We start from the raw sequence: 19,740 nt of genomic DNA on the forward strand, positions 1-19,740 counted from the left end.
GCTTATGCATATTGCAGCGAGTCCATGAACTTCACCAGATCCCAGAATTCCTTCGACACCCCGCCCAGGCGCAGCCCGCCCTGGCTATCTTCGAACAACAGGAACGGGTAAGCATTACGCGCATACACGCCGTTGTCCGGCAGCCGGTAGGGCGTGAAGATTTCCGGGTTATTGAAATACCGCTCCAGCCTTCCGCCGCCGTCCACGTGCATGTAGCGCACGCGCAAGGTCTGCAATTTGTACGTGTCGTGCGTGTCGGGGTACACGCCGCCATCGCCGGCCACCACCGATTGGGCCAACGCGCCCATGAAGACCCGCTGGACCCCCACGAAGCGAATTTCACCGTGCGTGCTGCCGCCCGGCGCCTTCGCCAATGACTTGACCAGCTGCGTCGCGCGCGAGCCTGGCACCAGCGTCTTGGCAAACATCTTGTCGATGTCGGCGTTGCTCGGGTCTGGCGACTGCCGCAAGGTTTGCAGGTCTTGCCGGAAGTCGGTCAGCCATTGCTGGTAGCGCTGGTTCTCAAGCTGGCGGTCAAACGACTCGGCCCGGACCACGCCCGCAACCAGCGCGAACCATGCGACCAAGGCGAACATGCCGATGCGCCAAAGCCAGGGGCGGGGGGCGGAAAGGGGGAAGGGGGGACGGGTGCGCATAGGAAAGCGATGATACCGCCGAGTTCGGCGGGGACGGCGGTTTCTTGGCGACAGGTCTGGCAGGCGACCTTCGATAAAAACCTGGCCGCGATCCCTAAATTTTTGCGCGCACCTGCCAACCCCACCCACCGAGCCGGCTGCGCCCACCCCGCCCAGCCGTCCGATTGCCTTTGCCGACGCCGCGCGCACCGGCAACCAGCGCGCCGTCGCCAACGCGCTGGACAGCCTGCCAGCCGGCAATGCGCTGCACGAGTACATCCTGACCTTGCCCGACGGCGCTCCGCCCGCCGCGTTCAACAGCCTGTCCGGCGAAGCGCACGCCAGCGTCGCGTCCAGCCTGATGGGTTCGGCCGGCACGACGCGCACGCTGCCGCTGTCGCACCTGCGCGCAAACCTGAACGCCGGCATGCGCCCGGGGTCTCCCACGGCGCAGGCGGGCGGCACGCTGTCCGCCTCTGCCTTGCCGTCGTCAAACGCGCAGCCCGCCTGGGCCGAGCTGGTTGGCAATTGGCAAACGCAGAACGCCACGGACAACACGGCGCAAGTGCGTCAGCACACCGGCGGGTTGTTTGTGGGCGCCGACCATGCCGTGGGTAGCGGATGGCGGCTGGGTGCGGCCCTGGGCTACACGGACAGCAAGATCCGCGTCGACGACCGCGCCTCGAAGGCGGACGTGTCCGGCTACAGCGCCGCTGTCTATGGCGGCAAATCGTTTGACGCCGGCTCGGGCAAGCTGAACCTGCTGGTCGGCACGTCCTACACCTGGCACGACGTCGCCAGCGAGCGCTACGCCTCGGTAGCCGGCGCCTCGCAAAAGCTGACCGCCGACTACGGCGCCAGCACGACGCAGCTTTTTACCGAGCTGGGCTATGCGCTGCCTTTGTCCGACCGCACCACCCTGGAACCCTTCGCGGGCGTGGCCTGGAGCGACTTGCGCAGCCGCAGCTTCAGCGAGTCGGGCGGCTCGGCGGCGCTTAGCGGCCAAAGCAGCAGCCACAAGCAGACCAGCAGCACGCTGGGCGTGCGCACGCAAACGAACGTCTCGTTGGCGGGTGCCGAAGCGCGCTTGCAAGCCACGCTGGGCTGGCGCCATGCCTTGGGCGATGTACTGCCGCGGTCCACCATGGCGTTCGATGGCGGGCAAGCGTTCACGGTGTCGGGCGCGCCCATCGCCCGCAACGCCGCCATCGCCGAACTGGGCGGGGAAGTGGCCGTGTCGCGTAATGCGACGCTGGGCTTGAACTACAGCGGCCAGTACGGCGGCGGCAACTGGGAACATGCAGGGTCGTTGAACGTGCGCTGGCGGTATTGAGGCGGTATTGAGCCGGGACCGAGGCGGGCTCGAGGCGGGGTCGCTCGAACCCGACCTCGGTGTTTTCCCGATAGAACAACCCATCCGGCTATTTGTTCCATTGACGGTACATTAGGACACCCCTAGAGTTTCCGGCATGGGAACCACACTGCCTCTGCCGAAGTACCACCAGATCTACCTTGTGTTGCGCGAGCAATTGCAAGAAGGTCGTTTCGATCAGGACGGGCTGCCGGGCGAGCACGCGCTGGCGGCGCAGTTCGACGTGGCCCGCATCACCATCCGCAAGGCGATGGAGATGCTGGTGTCCGACGGGCTGGTGTCTCGCCGCCCCGGGTTGGGCACCTGGCCGTTGCGCGCGTCCCCCGCCGCGCAGGCCGTGCCCGCCGCCAATGCGTCGCAAAAGGCGCACCTGACCGGGCTGCTTGAGAACATCGTCAACATGGGCCTGCGCACCTCGGTGCAGGTGCTGGACAGCACGCTCGTGTCCGCGCCGCCAACGGTGGCCGAGTCGTTGCGCATTCCCGCGGGTGCGCCCGTTCACAAAAGCCTGCGCGTGCGCAGCACCGAGGCCGGGCCGCTGTCCCACATCACCACCTACGTGCCGCAAGCGGTGGCCGACTTCACGCGGCAAGACCTGGAACGCGAGCCCTTGCTGATGCTGCTGGAAGCGGCCGGCGTGGAATTTGGCGGCGCCACGCAGACCATCTCGGCGCGTCTGGCCGATGCGCAGGTGGCGCGCCATCTGGATGTGTCGGTGGGTTCGGCGCTGCTGGCCGTGACGCGAGTCGTGCGCGACGTGAATGATCGCCCCGTCCAGCTGTTGCAGGGCCTGTACCGGCCCGACCGATACCAATACCAATTGCAGCTGTCGCGCGTCGGCAGCATCGACGCCAAGGTCTGGGTCAGCGAAGAGCTGTCGGCCCAATTTCATTGAACCCTTCGGAGATCACCCATGAATTCGCGCCGCACCTTCCTCTATCGTTCCGCCGCCGCCACGGCGCTGTTGTCCGCGCCCTGGGTGGCGCGCGCGCAAGGCGCCGCGCCGGTCAAGATCGGCGTGCTGCATCCGGTGACGGGCGCCTTGGCGTATTCGGGCCAGCAATGCCGCTTGGGCGCGCTGCTGGCCATTGAAGACATCAACAAGGCCGGCGGCATCAAGTCCCTGGGTGGCGCGCCGCTGTCCGCCGTGCTGGGCGATGCGCAGTCGCGCCCCGAGGCCGGTTCCGCCGAGGTGGAAAAGATGAATGAGGCGGGCGTGTCGGCCATCGTCGGCGCGTATGCGTCCGCGATCTGCCTGGCCACCACGCAGACGGCGGCCAAGTACAACCTGCCGCATGTGGTGGACGTGGGCGTGGCGGATCAGATTGTCGAGCGCGGGCTCAAGAACACCTTCCGCTTCGGGCCGGGCTACCGGGCTTGCAGCGAGCGCGCCATTACCGACCTGGTGGCGTTGAACGAGGCGGCCGGCAAGCCGGCCAAGACGGTGATGATCGTGCACGAGGATTCGCTGTTCGGCACCGGCACGGCGGCCCTCTTGTCCAAGTCGTTGCCGCAGCACGGCTTTGACGTGAAGGAAGTGGTCAAGCACCCGAACCCCACGCGCGACTTCAACAACATCGTGCTGCGCATGAAGTCCGTGAATCCGGACATCGTCATCCCCGCCAATTACTACAACGAATACGCGCTGTTGCTGCGCGCCATGAAGCAGCAAAAGGTGCAGCCCAAGGCGATTTATTCGGTGCTGGGGGGCGCGGCGTCCAGCTACAAGTTCTTGAAGGAATTTCCGGATATCGCCAACGGCATCATCGACTGCAACCACTGGTTCAATCCAAAAGACCCGCGTGTCGCGCCGTTGAAGGCGCGCGTCGAGGAAAAGGGCGCGTACTTCAGCTACGAAGTGTTCATGACCTACGTGGCGGTGCAATTGCTGGCGGATGCCATCGAACGCGCGAAGTCCGCCGACCGCGCCGCGATCATCGACGCGCTGGCCGCCAGCACCTTCCACGACAACCTGATGCCCTACGGCCCGACCAAGTTCGTCAACGGCCAGAACACGGGCGCGCAGCCGCTGCTGACGCAGGTGATCGGCGGCGACATCAAGGTGATCATCCCGGCGGAGTATCGCCAGGCCGACGCGATTTTTCCGTTAAAGGGCTGAGCGCAAGCATGCTGGACCCGGCCATCCTTTTCTCGTCGGTGCTGAACGGCCTGACGACCGGCGCGGTGTACGCGCTGATCGCCCTGGGGCTGACCCTGATCTACGGGGTGCTGCACATCATCAATTTCGCCCACGGCGCCGCGCTGATGGTGGCGCTGTACGCCGTCTATCTGCTGAAGGACCGGCTGGGTATCGACCCGTATGCCGCGCTGCCCCTGGTGGTGGCGGGCATGTTCGGGCTGGGCTATGCGCTACAGCGCTTCGTCATCAACCGGGCCAGCCATGGCAAGGACGAGAACATCCTGCTGGTGACGCTGGGCCTGGCCATCGTGCTTGAGAACCTGGCGCTGGTGTGGTTCAAGTCCGACACGCGCAGCATCGACACCGCCTACACCCTGTCCACGCTTGAAATCGGCCCGGCCATGATCGCGCTGCCCAAGGTCATTGCGTTCTTCGGCGCGCTGGCGGTGGCGACGGTGCTGTTCTGGATCATCCGCGGCACCGACCTGGGCCGCGCCATCCGCGCGGTGGCGCGCGAAAAGCAGGGCGCCAAGCTGATGGGCATCGACGTGGAAAAAGTCTATGCGCTGTCGTTCGGCATCGGCATGGCCTGCCTGGGCGCGGCGGCCTGTTTCCTGCTGCCGGCCTATTACGTGAACCCGCAGGTGGGCAGCGGCTTCGTGCTGGTGGCCTTCACGATCGTGGTGTTGGGCGGCATGGGCAGCTTCGTGGGGGCGCTGGTGGGCGGGCTATTGATCGGCGTGGTGGAATCCATCGGCGGCCTCTTCCTGGGCGATTCGTTAGGCCAGATGGGCATCTTCGCGATCTTTATCGCGGTGCTGCTGTTTCGCCCGCAGGGGCTGTTCGGGGCGAGGGGCTGAACATGAATAGGGATCTTTGCGCCATCGCGCTGTTCGGCCTTGCGTTGGCCGCCTTGGCAACGTTTGCGCAGTCGGGCGTGCTGCTGACGTTCGTGATGATGTCGCTGTACGCCGCGCTGCTGTCGCAGGCCTGGAACATTCTGGGCGGGTATGGCGGGCAGCTGTCGTTCGGCCATGCGCTGTTCTTCGGCGTGGGCGCTTATGCGCAAGCGCTGGGGCAATTGAACTTCGGCATCAATCCGTGGCTGGCGTTGCCGGTGGCGATTGCACTGGGTGCGCTGGTCGGCCTGGCGGTGGGCGGGCTGACGTTTCGCTACGGCCTGAAGGGGTCTTACTTTGCCCTGGTGACGCTGGCGTTTGCCGAAGTGTTTCGCATCCTGGCCTTGTCCGCGTCCTTCACGGGCGGCGGGGTGGGGCTGATGGTGCCGTTGCAAGAGGGCGCGGCAAACATGCAGTTTGCGTCGCGCCGGGGCTACATCTATCTGCTGCTGGCGTTTGTGGTGCTGGCGTTGCTGGTGACGGCGTGGCTGCGGCACTCGCGCTTTGGCGCGTACTTGCAAGCGGTGCGCGACAACGAAGACGCCGCGCGGGCCATCGGCGTGAACCCCTTGCGGGTGAAGCTGGGCGGCATTGCACTGTCGGCGGCGTTCATGAGCGCGGCGGGCGCGTTCTATGTGCAGGTGTTCCAGTACATCGACCCGGGCATCGCCTTCGGTTCCGCCGTATCGGTGGAAGCGCTGGTGGGGGCCATCGTGGGCGGCATGGGCACGTTGTGGGGGCCGGTGCTGGGCGCCGTCGCCCTGCATGGGCTGGCCGACCTGACGCGCAATCTGTTTGGTGAATTGCCCGGCATCAGCATGGTGATCTACGGCGTGGTGCTGATTTTGATCGTGATGTTCCTGCCGCGCGGCATCAGTGGCAGCGGCCAATCGTTGGGCCGGCTGTTCGGCAAGGAGCGCGCCCGTGCCTGACATCCTTTTGCAAGCCAGCAATCTCTCGATTTCGTTCGGCGGCCTGAAGGCCGTTCAGGACGTGAACCTGGCCGTGCCCGAGGGCTCGTTGACCGCGCTGGTCGGCCCCAACGGCGCAGGCAAGACCACGCTGTTTGCGCTGCTGTCCGGCTTTTTGAAACCGGGCGCCGGGTCGGTGCGCTTTGCCGGGCAAGACATCACCGGACGCGCACCGCATGAATCCGCGCAGCTGGGCCTGACCCGCACTTTCCAGATCGTGCAGCCGTTCGGTGCGCAGACGGTGCGCCAGAACATTGCCGTGGGCGCGCATCTGCGCCTGCGCGATCGGCGCGCCGCCCTGGCCGCCGCCGAAGACGTGGCCGCGCGCGTGAACCTGCACAAGGTGCTGGACAAGCCCGCCGCCGACTTGACCGTGGCCGGGCGCAAGCGGCTGGAACTGGCCCGCGCGCTGGCCACGCGCCCGCGCCTGCTGCTGCTGGACGAAGTGCTGGCCGGCCTGAATCCAAGCGAGATCGACGAGATGATTCCGGTGGTGAAAAAGCTGGTGGACGATGGCGTTACCGTCTTGATGATCGAACACGTGATGCGCGCGGTGATGAGTCTGGCCGAACACGTGTGGGTGCTGGCGCAGGGGCGTTTGATTGCGTCCGGTACGCCGGGCGAAGTCACCCGCGACCCGACGGTGGTGGAGGCCTACCTGGGGCATGGCGCGGCCGCGCGGCTGGCCGCACAAGGGGCGCCGGCATGAGCGCGCTGCTTGAAGTGACCGGCTTGCGGGCGGGCTACGGGCGCATGGAAGTGCTGCGCGGCGTGGACCTGGCGGTGGGCGAAGGTGAAATCGTCGTCCTGCTGGGCAGCAACGGCGCCGGCAAATCCACGTTGAACAACACCGTCTGCGGGCTGTGCAAGCCCTGGGGCGGGTCGGTGCGTTTTGACGGTCACGACCTGACCGGCAGGCACTACCGTGACGTGGTGCGCGCCGGGCTGATCCAGGTCCCTGAAGGCCGCCGCATTTTTCCCAACCTTAGCGTGCGCGAAAACCTGGAACTGGGTTCGTTCACCCGGGCGCGCGAGCATCGCACGGCCAACCTGGACAAGGTGCTGGATATTTTTCCGCGCCTGCGCGAACGGCTGGCGCAGCTGGCCGGCACCATGTCGGGTGGTGAGCAGCAGATGCTGGCGATCGGACGCGGGCTGATGGCCGAACCGCGCCTGTTGATTCTGGACGAACCCTCGCTGGGCCTGTCGCCCTTGATGGTTGAAGAACTGTTCGGCCTGATCCAGCGCCTGCACACCGATGGGTTGGCAATTCTGCTGGTCGAGCAGAACGTGGGGCAATCGCTGGAAACCGGGCAGCGCGCCTATGTGATGGAAAACGGGGCGGTGCGCTATAGCGGATCGTGTGCGCAACTGATGGCCAGCGACGACGTGCGCCGGGCCTATCTGGGGATGTAGCGATGCCTGTTGTTGACCAAGCCCTCCGGCCCCAGGATTCACCGCAGCGCTCACCGCAGACCCTGGCCCAGAAGTTGATCGCCGCCGCCTGCGGACGTGCCTCGGTCCAGCAGGGCGAAATCGTGACCTGCGCCGTGGACCTGGCGATGTTCCATGACTCCAGCGGGCCGCGCCGCTTGCAGCCCATGCTGCAAGAGCTGGGCGCGTCGCTGTGGGACCCGAAAAAGATCGTGCTGGTCATCGACCACTACGTGCCCGAATCCGACGACGAATCGCGCCGCATCGTGCGCATTGCGCGCGACTGGGCGGCGGGGCAGCAACTGCCCAATGTGTATGACTCGGTTGGCATCTGCCATGTGGTCGTGCCGCAGCATGGCCACATCCGCCCCGGCATGTTCTGCGTGGGCGGGGATTCGCATTCGCCCACGGGCGGTGCGTTCGGCGCGTATATGTTCGGCATCGGCAGCACCGAAATGCTGGGCGTGGCCGTCACCGGCAAGATCTGGGTCAAGGTGCCGCAAACGTTGATGATGCGCTGGAACGGGCGGCTGGCCGCCGGCGTGACCGCCAAGGACATGATGCTGCACATGATTGGCCGCTACGGCATGAACGGCGGGCGCTACCAAGCCGTGGAGTTCTGCGGCGAGGCCGTGCGCGCGCTGCCCATGCAGGAACGCATGACCCTGTCCAACATGAGCGCCGAACTGGGCTCGCAGGTGGGCCTGATCGCGCCGGACGAGACCACGGCCGCCTACTTGCGCAAGGCGGGGGTGACCGACAGCCTGGACCTGGCGCGCTGGCAAAGCGACGCGGACGCCGACGCTGAATGGCACGACTTTGACGCGGCCTTGCTGGCGCCGCAGGTGGCCGCGCCGCACAGCCCGGCGAACGCGCGCGACGTGGACCAGTACCGCGATGTGCCGGTGCAAGTGGCCTATATCGGCGCGTGCACGGGCGCCAAGCTTGAGGACCTGCGCGCCGCGGCCAGCGTCTTGCGCGGTCGCCGCCTGGCGCCGGGCATGAGCCTGATGGTGGCGCCGGCCAGCCGCCTGGACCAGCAACAGGCCGAACAGGAAGGCGTGATGCAAGTGCTGCAAGACGCCGGCGCAGAGGTGCTGGCCACTTCATGCGGGGCCTGTGCGGGCTATGGCGGGTCCATTCCCGACGGGGCCAGCGTCATCTCCACCACCGCGCGCAATTTCAAGGGCCGCATGGGCTCCGAGACGGCGCGGGTTTACCTGGCGTCGCCCTACACCGTGGCGGCCTCGGCCGTTGCCGGCCGCATTGCAGACCCGCGCGAGGTGATGGCATGACGGACCGCACTGCAACAACTTCCACCGCCGTCGAAGCCGGCGCGGGGCGGACCACGTCGACGCCCGCCACATCGACCCATCGCGTCTGGCGCGTGGGGGCCGATATCGACACCGACGCGCTGGCCCCGGGCGCCTACATGAAGTTCGGCATCGACGAAATCGCGCGCCACTGCCTGCAACGCGTCCGCCCGGAATTCGCGGCGCGGGTGCAGCCGGGCGACGTGTTGGTGGCCGGGCACAACTTCGGCATCGGCTCCTCGCGCGAGCAAGCCGCATCGGCGCTGGTGCGCCTGGGCGTGGCCGCCGTCATCGCCCCGTCTTTCAACGGCCTGTATTTTCGCAACGCCTTCAATGTCGGCCTGTTGCTGTTGACCTGCGCGCAGGCGGATGCGCTGGCCGAAGGCGAACGCATCACGTTCGACCCCATCGCCGGGCGTATCGGCCGCGCCCAAGCCGCCGACCCCGCTGCATTGCCTTGCGAGCCCGTACCTGACTTCCTGATGGACATGGTGCGGGCCGGCGGGCTGCTGAATCTGCTGAAACAGCGCCAAACCTCCTAGGAAGAACACGATGCTAGATCCCGTCACCCTGGCGGTCCTGAAGGGCCGTCTGGAACAGATTGCCGATGAGATGGACGCGACGCTGTACCGCAGCGCGTTCAACCCCATCATTGCCGAGGCCCACGACGCCTGCCACGGCATGTACGACGCGGCCACGGGCGCCACGCTGATCCAGGGCAAGTCCGGCCTGCCGGTCTTCGTGGGCGCGATGGCGTTTGCCGTGAAGGCGGCGGCCAAGGTGGCGGCCGAACGCGGCGGCATGGTGGACGGCGACGTCTGGCTGTTCAATGACCCGTACGAAGGCGGCACGCACGCCAACGACTTCAAGCTGGTGCGTCCGGTGTTCCGCGACCAGAAGCTGTTCTGCTTTCTGGCGTCGGCCGCGCATTGGCACGACGTAGGCGGCGCGGTGCCCGGCAATTACAACCCGGCCGCCACCGAATGCTGGCAAGAGGCGGTGCAGATCCCGCCGGTGCGCATCGTGCGCGCGGGCGTGCTGGACCTGGACGTGCTGGCCATCCTGAAGGCCAACACCCGCTTGCCGGACAGCTTGTGGGGCGACCTGAACGGGCAATTGGCCGCGTTGGAGTTGGGCGCGGGGCGTCTGGACGGGCTGCTGGACGAATATGGCGACGCCACCGTGCTGGAGTCGCTGGACACCTTGCGCCAGCGTGCGCGTCGTTTGATGCGCGACCACATCGCGCGCCTGCCCGACGGCGACTACGCGTTCGAAGACATGCTGGACAACGACGGTGTGCGCGACGTGGCGCTGCGCATCGCGCTGAAGCTGTCGATCAATGGTGACCGGCTGACGCTGGACTTCAACGGCACGTCGCCCGCCTGCGCGGGGCCCGTCAATATCTCCCGCGCCACTGCCATCGCCGCGTGCTACGTGGCGCTGAAGCACCTGTTTCCCGACGTGCCGGCCAACGCGGGCGTGCTGGACGCGGTGGACGTGGTGTTGCCCGACGGCCTGGTCATCTCGGCCGACCGGCCGCGCCCGGTGGGCGGCTATACCGAAACCATCCTGCGCATGATCGACGTGATCTTCTGCGCGATGGCGCAAGCCGCCCCAGAGCGCGCGATGGCCCAGGCCTACGGCACGATCAATGCGCTGTCCATCGCGGGCTATCGCAGCGACGCCGCGCGCAAAGGGCAGCGCTGGGTGATGTTCAGCTTTTTCGGTGGCGGGCACGGCGGGCACGCCGATGGCGACGGGCTGAGCCACGGCAATGCGCCGATTTCCACCGCCACCATTCCACCGCTGGAGATCCTGGAAGCCGCCTATCCCGTCCGCTTCACGCAGTGGGCGCTGCGCCCGGATTCGGCGGGCGACGGCAAGCATCGCGGCGGGCTGGGCGCCATCTATGAAATCGAATTGCTGGAAGACAGCGCCGAAGCGTTCATCTTCGGGGAACGCGGGCGCAGCGCGCCCAAGGGCATCGCGGGCGGCGGCCAGGCTGCACTGAACGTGTTCCGGTATCAGCAGGACGGGCAATGGGCATCCCCGCCGATGAGTTCGAAGATGCTGGGCATTCAGCTACAGCGCGGCGACCGCGTGCGGCTGGAAACGCCGGGCGGTGGCGGCTACGGCGATCCTGCCGGCCGCACGACGGCCGCGCGTGAACACGACCGCAAGATGGGCTATGTGGGCGATATCGCCGGCAACAAGAAGGAGCAGTTGGCATGAGCACGGCAGATCGGGGTTTCGTCCCAGGCAACAACGCGTCGCGGGGGCTCGTGGTGGGCGTGGACGTGGGCGGCACGTTCACGGACCTGTTCGTGCTGGACGAGGCAGGCGGCACGGCGCGCGTGGTCAAGGTACCGTCCACGCGCGGCGAAGAAGCGCGTGGCTTCATGAACGGCATTGCGCGCGTGGCCGACGGCGCGGGCGCCATCAACACCATCGTCCATGGCACCACCGTGGGCACCAACGCGCTGCTGGAGCGCAAGGTGGCGCGCACCGGCATCATCACCACGGCGGGATTCCGCGACGTGCTGGAGATGCGCCGCCGCGACCGACCCCAGACCTGGGGCCTGCGCGGCAATTACGAACCGGTCGTCTCGCGCGACCTGCGCCTGGAAGTCAGCGAACGCGTGCTGGCCGACGGCACCGTGCATACGCCGGTGGACCTGGGCCAGGTGGAGGCCGCGGCGCGCGCGCTGCTGGAGCAGGGCTGCGAGGCCGTGTGCGTGTTCTTCGTCAACGCGTATGCGAACCCGGTGAACGAGGCGCAGGCGGTGGCGCGCGTGCGCGCGATTTGGCCCAACGCCAATGTCACGGCGGCCACCGAAGTGCTGCCCGAGATTCGCGAATTCGAACGCTGCTCGACGGCGGTGCTCAATGCCGCGTTGCAGCCGGTGGTGGGCAGTTATCTGACGCGATTGGAATCCGATTTGCGCGAGCACGGCTTTGACGGCGAGCTGCTGGTCGTGCAGAGCAATGGCGGCGTGATGTCGCGGCAGACGGCGTGCGACGTGCCGGTGCGCACCGCGCTGTCGGGCCCGGCGGCGGGCGTGATTGCGTGCGCGGCGATTGCGCGCGCTTCCGGCTTTCCCAACGTCGTTACCGGCGACATGGGCGGCACCTCGTTCGATGTGTCGCTGGTGGCGGGCGGCGAGGCCTCGCTGTCGGCGCAGACCGTGATCGACTTCGGCATGGTGGTGCGCGCGCCGATGATCCAGATCGAGACCATCGGCGCGGGCGGCGGGTCGATCGCCAGCGTGGACGCGGGCGGCCTGTTGCAGGTGGGGCCGGAATCCGCGGGCAGCGTTCCGGGCCCGGCCTGCTATGGGCGCGGCAATACCCGGCCCACCGTTACCGACGCCAATGTGCTGCTGGGCCGCATCTCGGCAGAGCGGCCGTTGGGCGGCGGCCTGCTGGCCACCATGAACGTGGAGCTGGCGCGCGCGGCCATCGAAGACCATGTGGCCAAACCGCTGGGCCTGGAGGTGCACGCGGCCGCCGAGGCGATCCTGACCGTGGCCAACGCCAAGATGGCCGGCGCGATACGCGTGGTGTCCATCGAACGCGGGCACGATCCGCGCAAGTTCGCGTACATGCCTTTCGGGGGCGGGGGCGCGTTGCATGTGTGCGCCATGATGAATGAAGTGGACGCCGCGCACGGCATCGTGCCGCGCTACCCGGGCGTGACGTCCGCGCTGGGCTGCGTCATGGCCGACATGCGGCACGACGGCGTGCAGACCTTGAACACCGCGCTGGACGCGCTGGATACCGACGACCTGTTGGCGCGTATCGATGCCCTGGCCGCGGCCTGCCAGGAACGCCTGGATTCGGCGGGCGTGGCATTCGAAGGCGTGCGTGAAAGCATCGAACTGGACATGCTTTATGTGGGCCAAAGCCACACCGTCTGCGTGGAAGTCACGCGCGATGCATTGACCCGGCCAGGCATTGCAGCGGCCTTCGACCGCGCCTACCGCGCCGCATTCGGCCGCAGCTTGAGCGGCATCGCCGTGCGCATCCTGAACCTGCGCTATGCGCGGATCGGCCAGCGCCCCAAGTTCGATTTGTCGCTGCTGGCGCCCACCTGCCGCGACATGCCGGCCGCGCTGGGCACGCAGCGCGTGTTTCACGCGGGCCAGTGGCGCGACGCCGTGCGCTATGCGCGGCTGGACCTGCCGGTAGGCGCCGAGGTGGCCGGCCCGGCGATTCTTGAACAGCCCGACACCACCATCTGGATCGAACCGGGCTTTGCCGGCCGCGTCGACGCGTTGGGCAATTTGCTGATTACCCGGCAGGACGCCTAGGAGACAAGCATGCAGGTTCCGGACCCTCGTACCACCGCCTTGCTGGTGATCGATCTGCAAAACGATTTCCTGGCGCCCGGCGGCGCCTACGATCGGGGCGGCGCGGTCAGCCCACAGGCGCGGGCCTTGCCGGCCCGCGTGGCGCCCGTTGCCCGCGCGTTGAAGTTGCAAGGCGGCTTTGTGGCGGCCAGCCAGTTCACGCTGTGGCCCGACGCGCACGGCGAGCCCATGATCTCGCCGCATTTGAAGCAACTGCGTCCGTTCCTGGCCAAAGGCGATTTCGCGGCCGGCACCACGGGGCAGGCCAATGTGGCCGAGCTGGACGGGTTGGTGGACGTGGCGGTGTGGAAGGTGGCGTATTCGGCCTTCTTCAAAACGCAGCTGGATTGGGTGTTGCGCCGCGCGGGCATCTCCAGCGTGGTGATTGCGGGCATCGTCACCAACGGCGGCGTGGCCAGCACCGCCCGCGATGCGCACATGCGCGACTATCACGTGACCGTGCTGGCCGACGGCTGCGCCGCGCCCACGCCCGCCATGCACGATGCCGCGCTGGCGGACCTGCGCACGGTGGCGGACGTGATCACGTGCAAGGATTTCATCGGCAGGCTGGCGTCGTGAGCGCGGCTGTCGTCAAACGCGGAAAGCCCGGCGGCCCTTCGGACGCCGAAATGATGCAGGTGCCGGTGCTGATCATCGGCGCGGGCGCTTGCGGGCTGACCGCCGCGCTGCGGCTGGCGCAGGCGGGCATTGAAACCGTGTTGATCGAACGCGACGCCGCGCCCAGTGGCTCGTCGGCGTTGTCCTCGGGGTTTATTCCGGCAGCGGGGTCGGCGGTGCAGCGCGCCGCCGGCATCGATGATGACGCGGCGCGTTTCGCCGCCGACATCCAGGCCAAGGCCCACGGCACGGCCGCGCCGCATCTGGTTGCCGCCTACACGGGCGCGGCGGCCCCGGCCATGGATATGTTGGCGCGACATGGCCTGGCGTTCGAGGTCCTGGACGGTTTCCTGTATCCGGGACACTGCGCGCGTCGCATGCATGCCTTGCCGGAACGCACGGGCGTGGCCTTGGTGACCGCGCTGGAACGCGCCGCCACGGCCGCGGGCGCGCATCTGTTGACGCGCGCGCTGGCCCGCGACATCTGGGTGGAAGCGGGCGAGGGCGACCGTGGCGGCGTGGACGCCGGCAGCCGCATCACCGCCGTGGGCTGCGAACGGCCGGACGGGTCCGTGGACGTGATCGGCTGCCAGGTGCTGATCCTGGCCTGCAACGGATTTGGCGGCAACGCGGCCATGGTGGCCGAGCATTTGCCCGCCATGAGCCAGGCCGTCTACGGCGGCCACGTCGGCAACGACGGCAGCGCCATCGAATGGGGCAAGGCCTTGGGCGCACGCCTGGCCGACCTGGGCGCCTACCAGGGGCACGGGTCCTGGGCGACACCGCAAGGCACATTGATCTCCTGGGCCGTCATGATGGACGGCGGGGTGCAGATCAATCGCGATGGTCGGCGCTTTCATGACGAAACGCAGGGCTATTCCGAAGCCGCCGTGCATGTGTTGTCCCAGCCGGGCGGCGTGGCCTGGAACGTGTTCGACGACCGCACGCTGGCATTGGCACGTGGCTTTCCGGATTTTGTGGCGGCCGAAGCGGGCCAAGCAGTGAAAACCTGTGCGGATCTGCCCGCCCTGGCCGCGCTGATCGGCTGCGATGCCGGCGTGTTGCAACAGACCTTGCAAGCCGTCGGCCCGGATGGGGCGGACCCCCTTGGCCGCCGCTTTGAACGCACGCTGCAAGCGCCGTACCACGCCGTCAAGGTCACGGGCGCGCTGTTTCATACGCAAGGTGGCCTGGATATCGATGCGCAATGCCGCGTGTTGACCCGCGATGGGCAGGCGCTGCCGAATTTGCTGGCTGCCGGTGGCGCCGCGCGCGGCGTGTCGGGCAACGACGTGTCGGGCTATCTGTCCGGCAACGGATTGCTCAGTGCGGTGGCGGGCGGCTATATCGCCGCCGCGACCGCCGCATCGCTGCTGGGGCACGAACTTGTACAGGAACCCTCATGAAGCAAACCCTGAAAACGCAATTGGCAGCGGGCGCCGTGCTGGCCCCCGGCATCTACGACCCCCTGTCGGCGCTGATCGCCGAGCAGGCCGGGTTTGCCGCGCTGTACCTGTCGGGCGCTTCCATCGCCTACACCCGCTTGGGCCGTTCAGACATCGGCCTGACCACGTATTCCGAGGTCGAGGACACGCTGGCTCGGATCACCGAACGCGTCGCCACGCCGGTGATCGTGGATGCCGACACGGGCTTTGGCAACGCGTTGAACACGCAGCGCACCGTGCGCGGCTTCGAACGCGCGGGCGCTGCCATGATCCAGTTGGAAGACCAGACGTTTCCCAAACGCTGCGGGCATCTGGATGGCAAGGCGGTGATACCCGCGACCGAGATGTGCGGCAAGCTGCGCGCCGCCGTGGACGCGCGGGTGTCAGCGTCCACGCTGATACTGGCGCGCACCGACGCGGTGGCGGTTGAAGGGCTGGAGGCCGCGCTGGACCGCGCCGAGCGCTATCTTGAAGCCGGCGCCGACGCGCTGTTCATTGAAGCCTTGCGCACGCCAGAACAGATGCAGGCGGCCTGCGACCGATTTGCCGGGCGCGTGCCGCTGTTGGCCAATATGGTGGAAGGCGGCAAGACGCCGGTGCAAAGCGCGGACGCGCTGACCGCCCTGGGCTTTCGCATCGTCATCTTTCCCGGCGGCACGGCGCGCGCCGTGGCGCACACGTTGCAGGCTTACTACGGCAGCCTGCGCCAGCACGGCACGACTGCGCCATGGCAGGACCGGATGCTGGATTTTGACGGCTTGAACGCGGTGATCGGTACGCCTGAACTGCTGGAGCAGGGGCGACAGTACGAGGGCTAGGGCAAGGGTAGGCCACGCGCGCGGCCCGATCATAAATTCCCCAAAGCGCATCGCATTTCGCGGATCAATAGCGCTAAGATGGATTCGCTGCAACCGCCGGGCCAACTATCGTGCTGGCCAGGCAAACGCCGTCATCGCAAGACGAAGACGGCGGCATCGGCGCGAGAGGGAATCATGACTGGAATCATCCGAGTCTCCATTCTTGCTGTGTTGCTGCTGATCCTGACGCCTGCACTGTCCGCTGGGGCAGAGGACGCGCGTCCGGAACCCTCTCCCCTTGAGCTGGCGCTTGAGACCGCCCCGGTCGAGGTGGACGGCCAGGTGCTCTTCCGGGTACGAGGGCTGTCCTCATTTCCCGCCGAGCGGCGCGCCGAGGCCATCCGGGAAAGAATCACGAAGGTCGCGGCGGATACCTCGTTTTCAAGCGCCGGCCTTCGGACCGAGCCCGTTGATAACGGCACCGTCATCATGGCGGGGGCAACCGCGCTGATCATCGTCAGCGACGCCGACGCCCAGCTTGAACAAACTACCCGTGACAATCTCGCGGCGTTGCATCTGCTGCGAATCCGGCAAGCCATAGACGACTTCCGGCGGGCGCGCGGCACCGAAGCCCTGCTCAGGTCCGGCCTTTACAGTGCCGGCGCAACGGTATTGCTGGCCCTGGGTATCGCCGTTCTGCTGTTGCTTAACCGCTGGCTGGACAAGGCGGTGTCCCGGCTTTTGAAAAGCCGCGTCCGCGCGGTGGATATCCAGTCATTCGAGCTGTTGCGATCGGACACCATCTGGAAGGCGTTGCACGCGCTGGTGCTGGCGGTGGGCGCCGCCACCATCGTCATATCGGTGTATGCGTACCTGCAATACGTGCTTGCGCTGTTTCCCTGGACGCGCTCGCTTTCCAACGACCTGTTCGACCTGGCCACCGGCACCGCAGAAAGGCTGGGAAAATCCGCGGCCGCGGTGATCCCCGACATTCTTATCCTTGTCCTTATCTATTACGTGGCCCGTTTCGCGCTGCGACGGGTCCGCACTTTCTTCGATGCGGTCGAACACCGGCGCGTGAGCTTCGCCCAATTCGAGCCGGAATGGGCCATCCCCACCTACAAGCTTGCGCGGATATTGATCCTGGCGTTTGCGCTGATCGTTGCATACCCGTATATCCCCGGTTCCGAGACTGCCGCGTTCAAGGGCATTTCGATCTTCATCGGCCTGGTGGTGTCGCTGGGATCTTCCACGGCAATCTCCAACTTTATCGCCGGCTATCTGATGACCTATCGACGCGTGTTCAAGGTGGGGGACAGGGTGAAGGTGGGTGACGTGGTGGGGGAAGTGGTGTCGGTGCGCCTACAGGTGACCCACGTCCGCACGAACAAGAATGAAGAAATCACGATTCCGAACTCCCAGATCCTGAACAGCGACGTCACCAACTACAGCTCGCTGGCCGCCTCCCAAGGCTTGATTCTTCACACCAGTGTCGGCATCGGCTACGAAGTCCCGTGGCGGCAGGTTGAAGCCATGCTCCACGCCGCGGCCGCGCGGTGCGCGGTGGTGCTGGCCGAGCCCGGCCCCTTCGTGCTGCTGACCAAGCTGGGAGACTTTGCGGTTACCTACGAGCTGAACGCTTACACCCGCGATACGCAAAGAATCGCCAAGACCTATGCCGAACTGCACCGCCACATTCTTGACGTCTTCAACGAATACGGCGTGCAGATCATGACGCCTGCCTACGAAGGGGACCCGGACGAGCCCAAGGTGGTGGCGCCGGCGCAATGGTATACGGCGCCGGCGGTGCCGGCAGTATCGGATGATCGCGCGGACCGCTGATCGGTTCGGCGTCAAACCCGTGATTGGCCGGCCTGGGCGGCGCGCACACCCACGGACGCGGCCGATCCCCGGTCTGACGGAATTTTGCCGGATATAGCATGGACTTTGCGATCCGTCGGTAGCAACAATGCCATGCAGGTTTCGCACTTGAGGGGGCTTCCCCGGAGGTGGTAGGTCGGGGGTCCAGAACGTCGTCTTTCGAGGGCCGAACGCCATGGACTTCTTAGGCAACTTGCTGCAGCGCTACCCCGAGCTTGCCGTTTTCCTGGCGATCGGCCTGGGCTATTGGGTCGGCGGATTCAAGATTCGCGGGGTCGGCTTTGGGCCGGTGACAGGCTCCTTGCTGGCGGGGTTGCTGATCGGCTATTTCTTTCTCATACCGGTATCCGACACCGCCAAGCAGGTGCTCTTCCTGCTGTTTATGTTCGGAATCGGCTACTCGGTGGGGCCAAGTTTCTTTCGAGGCATGAAGGATGGCGGCTGGCGGTGGGCGGTGCTGGGCGTCGTCATACCCGTTGCGGGGCTGCTCACGGCCTGGGCGCTGGCGCTCTTGCTGAAGCTGGAACTCGGTTATGCCGTGGGCTTGATCTCCGGCGGCTTGACCGAGTCGCCCGCTATCGGCACGGGTAGTGAAGCCATCCGCAATCTTCCCATCAGCGCTGCCGAGAAGGATCGCCTGATCAGCCAGATCGCCGTTGCCGATGCGCTCTGCTACATCTTCGGGACGTTCGGAATCATCTGGTTCTGCTCCAGCCTGGGGCCGAAGCTATTGCGCGTGGACCTGAAGGCGGAGGGCGCGCGGCTTGAGCAGGCGTACGGCATACAGCGTCAGAAAGCCGGCGTGGCTTCGGCGTGGCGTAAATTCGACTTGCGCGCCTATCTTCTTCAGCCCGACCACCCCGCCGTGGGCCATAGCGTTGCGCTGGTCGAATCGCGATATGCCCCGGACCGGATGTTCGTGGAACGCATCCGGCGTGACGGCAGCTTGCTTGCCGTCGAGCCCACGACGGTCCTGCGCGCGGGCGACGTGGTGGCGGTCTCGGGCAAAAGCGAAGTGATACTGAAATGGCTGGACGGCCACGCCGTCGAACAGGCAGACCGCGAACTGCTGGATATTCCAAGCGCGATGTACGACGTCGTGTTGTCCAACCCTGCGCTTGTCGGCAAGACAGTGGCTCAGATTGCGGAGCAGGCCCAGGAAGTGCGCGGCGTGTTCCTTCGCGACATCCGGCGCAACGGCGTGCAGATACCGGTGGGTTCCAAAACGGTGCTGTTGCGCGGCGACGTGCTCAGTATCGTCGGGCTTGAGCCCGCGGTTGAACGCGTGGCCGAGCGCATGGGCAGCATCGTGCGGGAATTGAACGCCACGGACTTTGTTGCGCTGGGATTCGGCATATTCGTCGGCGCGGTGGTGGGGACGTCGCTGGTGCTGCCCATCGGCAGCATGCATATCGCCATTGGCAGCAGTGTCGGGACACTGATTCTTGGGCTGCTGGTGGGCTGGCGAAATTCCGCCAGGCCTTTGTTTGGGCGCATATCCCATGGCGCCCTTGAATTCATGAAGTCCATCGGGTTGGCGGGCTTTGTCGCGATGATCGGGCTGAAGGCGGGGCCGGTATTCGTGCAAGCGCTTCAAGAAGTCGGGCTGACGATTTTTCTGGCGGGCATCGTGGTCACGATGGTTCCGCAGTTTGTCGGCTTGCTGTTCGGGCGCTACGTGCTGGGGCTTGAGCCCCTGTTGCTGCTGGGCGCGCTGGCCGGGGCACAAACGATGACGGCCGGGCTTGCCGCGGTGCAGGAAAAATCACAGAGCCCGGTCGCGGTCATCGGGTATTCCGGCACGGTGGCGTTCGGACACATTCTGATCACGACGTGGGGAACGGTGATCGTCTGGCTGCTTTACTGATCGACCCCGCGACGGACCG

Annotated in this window: 17 protein-coding genes; 16 read left to right on the forward strand and 1 reads right to left on the reverse strand. The window is 66.5% G+C overall.

Translation table 11 applies throughout. The features are described from left to right. Positions 1-2: 2 nt before the first annotated feature. Entirely contained in the window at positions 3-596 is a 594-nt protein-coding gene (locus tag DVB37_RS10140; RefSeq protein ID WP_240434080.1) for a hypothetical protein, read from the reverse strand. A gap of 304 nt (positions 597-900) precedes the next feature. Here DVB37_RS10140 and DVB37_RS10145 point away from each other — a divergent pair, with 304 nt between their 5' ends. The 16 genes from DVB37_RS10145 (at position 901) to aspT (ending at position 19,721) form a co-directional block, all read left to right on the forward strand. Further along, complete coding sequence (locus DVB37_RS10145; RefSeq protein ID WP_240434140.1) at positions 901-1,968, forward strand: autotransporter outer membrane beta-barrel domain-containing protein; 1,068 nt, start codon at positions 901-903, stop codon at positions 1,966-1,968. A gap of 136 nt (positions 1,969-2,104) precedes the next feature. After that, positions 2,105-2,902: a GntR family transcriptional regulator gene (locus DVB37_RS10150; protein WP_120154937.1), complete on the forward strand. Its 798-nt coding sequence runs from the start codon at positions 2,105-2,107 to the stop codon at positions 2,900-2,902. Between the two features lie 18 nt (positions 2,903-2,920). Next, positions 2,921-4,126 (forward strand): ABC transporter substrate-binding protein, encoded by a 1,206-nt coding sequence (locus DVB37_RS10155; RefSeq protein ID WP_120154939.1) that lies wholly within the window; start codon positions 2,921-2,923, stop codon positions 4,124-4,126. Positions 4,127-4,134: 8 nt separating this feature from the next. Continuing rightward, positions 4,135-5,007 (forward strand): branched-chain amino acid ABC transporter permease, encoded by an 873-nt coding sequence (locus DVB37_RS10160; RefSeq protein WP_120154941.1) that lies wholly within the window; start codon positions 4,135-4,137, stop codon positions 5,005-5,007. A gap of 2 nt (positions 5,008-5,009) precedes the next feature. Continuing rightward, positions 5,010-5,978 (forward strand): branched-chain amino acid ABC transporter permease, encoded by a 969-nt coding sequence (locus DVB37_RS10165; protein ID WP_104144943.1) that lies wholly within the window; start codon positions 5,010-5,012, stop codon positions 5,976-5,978. Then, the gene (locus DVB37_RS10170; protein WP_046806405.1) at positions 5,971-6,726 is read left to right on the forward strand and encodes an ABC transporter ATP-binding protein; all 756 of its coding nucleotides are present in this window, start codon (positions 5,971-5,973) and stop codon (positions 6,724-6,726) included. The genes DVB37_RS10165 and DVB37_RS10170 overlap by 8 nt, the downstream gene beginning before the upstream one ends. After that, positions 6,723-7,433 carry an ABC transporter ATP-binding protein gene (locus DVB37_RS10175; protein WP_104144944.1) on the forward strand — a complete coding sequence of 237 codons (711 nt, stop codon included), beginning with the start codon at positions 6,723-6,725 and terminating at the stop codon, positions 7,431-7,433. Before DVB37_RS10170 ends, DVB37_RS10175 begins: the two co-directional genes overlap by 4 nt. A gap of 2 nt (positions 7,434-7,435) precedes the next feature. After that, positions 7,436-8,746 (forward strand): 3-isopropylmalate dehydratase large subunit, encoded by a 1,311-nt coding sequence (locus DVB37_RS10180; protein ID WP_120154943.1) that lies wholly within the window; start codon positions 7,436-7,438, stop codon positions 8,744-8,746. After that, entirely contained in the window at positions 8,743-9,306 is a 564-nt protein-coding gene (locus DVB37_RS10185) for a 3-isopropylmalate dehydratase (RefSeq protein ID WP_120154945.1), read from the forward strand. Before DVB37_RS10180 ends, DVB37_RS10185 begins: the two co-directional genes overlap by 4 nt. Before the next feature lie 10 nt (positions 9,307-9,316). Then, positions 9,317-10,996, forward strand: a complete 1,680-nt coding sequence (locus tag DVB37_RS10190) for a hydantoinase B/oxoprolinase family protein (protein ID WP_120154947.1) — start codon at positions 9,317-9,319, stop codon at positions 10,994-10,996. Next, complete coding sequence (locus DVB37_RS10195) at positions 10,993-13,074, forward strand: hydantoinase/oxoprolinase family protein (RefSeq protein WP_120154949.1); 2,082 nt, start codon at positions 10,993-10,995, stop codon at positions 13,072-13,074. The genes DVB37_RS10190 and DVB37_RS10195 overlap by 4 nt, the downstream gene beginning before the upstream one ends. Before the next feature lie 9 nt (positions 13,075-13,083). Then, on the forward strand, positions 13,084-13,692 hold the full coding sequence (locus DVB37_RS10200; RefSeq protein WP_120154953.1) for a cysteine hydrolase family protein: 609 nt from the start codon (positions 13,084-13,086) through the stop codon (positions 13,690-13,692). Further along, a complete protein-coding gene (locus DVB37_RS10205; protein WP_120154955.1) occupies positions 13,689-15,137 on the forward strand; it encodes an FAD-dependent oxidoreductase in 1,449 nt (482 codons plus the stop codon). Before DVB37_RS10200 ends, DVB37_RS10205 begins: the two co-directional genes overlap by 4 nt. After that, positions 15,134-15,994, forward strand: a complete 861-nt coding sequence (locus DVB37_RS10210) for an oxaloacetate decarboxylase (RefSeq protein ID WP_120154957.1) — start codon at positions 15,134-15,136, stop codon at positions 15,992-15,994. The genes DVB37_RS10205 and DVB37_RS10210 overlap by 4 nt, the downstream gene beginning before the upstream one ends. 78 nt (positions 15,995-16,072) lie before the next feature. After that, the gene (locus DVB37_RS10215; protein ID WP_240434081.1) at positions 16,073-17,815 is read left to right on the forward strand and encodes a mechanosensitive ion channel family protein; all 1,743 of its coding nucleotides are present in this window, start codon (positions 16,073-16,075) and stop codon (positions 17,813-17,815) included. Between the two features lie 214 nt (positions 17,816-18,029). Beyond that, positions 18,030-19,721 carry an aspartate-alanine antiporter gene (gene aspT / locus DVB37_RS10220; protein WP_120154960.1) on the forward strand — a complete coding sequence of 564 codons (1,692 nt, stop codon included), beginning with the start codon at positions 18,030-18,032 and terminating at the stop codon, positions 19,719-19,721. Positions 19,722-19,740 lie beyond the last annotated feature (19 nt).

The sequence above is a fragment of the Achromobacter sp. B7 genome, from assembly GCF_003600685.1.
Lineage (GTDB): Bacteria > Pseudomonadota > Gammaproteobacteria > Burkholderiales > Burkholderiaceae_B > Achromobacter > Achromobacter spanius_B.

What these genes read in the sequence shown, in the direction of transcription:
- DVB37_RS10210 (WP_120154957.1), top strand. Translation starts at nt 15,134, where the DNA reads ATGAAGCAAACCCTGAAAACGCAATTGGCAGCGGGCGCCGTGCTGGCC.
- DVB37_RS10215 (WP_240434081.1), top strand. Translation starts at nt 16,073, where the DNA reads ATGGATTCGCTGCAACCGCCGGGCCAACTATCGTGCTGGCCAGGCAAA.
- DVB37_RS10190 (WP_120154947.1), top strand. Translation starts at nt 9,317, where the DNA reads ATGCTAGATCCCGTCACCCTGGCGGTCCTGAAGGGCCGTCTGGAACAG.
- aspT (WP_120154960.1), top strand. Translation starts at nt 18,030, where the DNA reads ATGGACTTCTTAGGCAACTTGCTGCAGCGCTACCCCGAGCTTGCCGTT.
- DVB37_RS10165 (WP_104144943.1), top strand. Translation starts at nt 5,010, where the DNA reads ATGAATAGGGATCTTTGCGCCATCGCGCTGTTCGGCCTTGCGTTGGCC.
- DVB37_RS10150 (WP_120154937.1), top strand. Translation starts at nt 2,105, where the DNA reads ATGGGAACCACACTGCCTCTGCCGAAGTACCACCAGATCTACCTTGTG.
- DVB37_RS10175 (WP_104144944.1), top strand. Translation starts at nt 6,723, where the DNA reads ATGAGCGCGCTGCTTGAAGTGACCGGCTTGCGGGCGGGCTACGGGCGC.
- DVB37_RS10155 (WP_120154939.1), top strand. Translation starts at nt 2,921, where the DNA reads ATGAATTCGCGCCGCACCTTCCTCTATCGTTCCGCCGCCGCCACGGCG.
- DVB37_RS10185 (WP_120154945.1), top strand. Translation starts at nt 8,743, where the DNA reads ATGACGGACCGCACTGCAACAACTTCCACCGCCGTCGAAGCCGGCGCG.
- DVB37_RS10180 (WP_120154943.1), top strand. Translation starts at nt 7,436, where the DNA reads ATGCCTGTTGTTGACCAAGCCCTCCGGCCCCAGGATTCACCGCAGCGC.
- DVB37_RS10140 (WP_240434080.1), bottom strand. Translation starts at nt 596, where the DNA reads ATGTTCGCCTTGGTCGCATGGTTCGCGCTGGTTGCGGGCGTGGTCCGG.
- DVB37_RS10160 (WP_120154941.1), top strand. Translation starts at nt 4,135, where the DNA reads ATGCTGGACCCGGCCATCCTTTTCTCGTCGGTGCTGAACGGCCTGACG.
- DVB37_RS10195 (WP_120154949.1), top strand. Translation starts at nt 10,993, where the DNA reads ATGAGCACGGCAGATCGGGGTTTCGTCCCAGGCAACAACGCGTCGCGG.
- DVB37_RS10200 (WP_120154953.1), top strand. Translation starts at nt 13,084, where the DNA reads ATGCAGGTTCCGGACCCTCGTACCACCGCCTTGCTGGTGATCGATCTG.